Below are 690 nucleotides of genomic sequence, written 5' to 3'. Positions count from 1 at the left end.
AATAAAAGAAGCAAATTCTTTTTTGCCATTATCGATAAAAATACAGGAGATTATATTGGTGAAATAGGGTTTATAAGAAAGAGTAAAAGTATCTTTGGGGATATAATGGAATTAGGATATTTTATAAGAGAAGTATATTGGGGGAAAGGAATTGTTACCGAGGCATCAAAAAGTATAATGAGCTACGCCTTCAATAATTGGAACACGAGAAAGGTAGTAACAGGCTGTGTAGTAGAAAATAAGGCTTCAGAAGGTATAATGAAAAAGCTTGGCATGATTAAGGAAGCCGAATTAAAAAATCATGTTGTTTTACATAATAACATCCACGATAGAGTAGAGTATCGAATACTAAAGGAAGAATGGGAAGAATTGTATAAGAACAAAAAAACGTTAGGGATAGTTAAGTTGAAGAAGAATCCCAATTAAAAAGGGGGAGTGGGATTTGAAAAAATATTTTGGTTTATTTTTTATCTTATTAGTTCTATTCGCTTGCTCAAGAGTTGGAGATGAAAACGTCAAAGAAAAACAAGACTTAACGTTTGAAGATGAAATCATTAAGGTTATGGAAGACAATCAAGCAAAAGTGGATAACATTATCGATTTTGATTTGAAAGATAATCATATAATTGTTACTTACGAGAAAGCAGGAGAAGACTTTCTATATGTTGCCATTATAAAGCAAACTAACAG

The 690-nt window shown here is 31.3% G+C and carries 2 protein-coding genes; both read left to right on the top strand.

What is annotated here, in order from left to right; genetic code table 11:
- Positions 1-426, top strand: a 426-nt coding sequence (locus E3U55_RS17060) for a GNAT family N-acetyltransferase (protein ID WP_134341678.1), incomplete at its 5' end; no start/stop codon positions are given.
- Positions 427-442: 16 nt separating this feature from the next.
- Positions 443-690 (top strand): hypothetical protein (locus tag E3U55_RS17055; protein WP_134341677.1); only part of this gene is annotated, 248 nt, incomplete at its 3' end.

The organism is Filobacillus milosensis (assembly GCF_004402015.1).
GTDB lineage: Bacteria > Bacillota > Bacilli > Bacillales > Alkalibacillaceae > Filobacillus > Filobacillus milosensis.
This window is presented reverse-complemented; position numbering and strand designations above follow the sequence as displayed.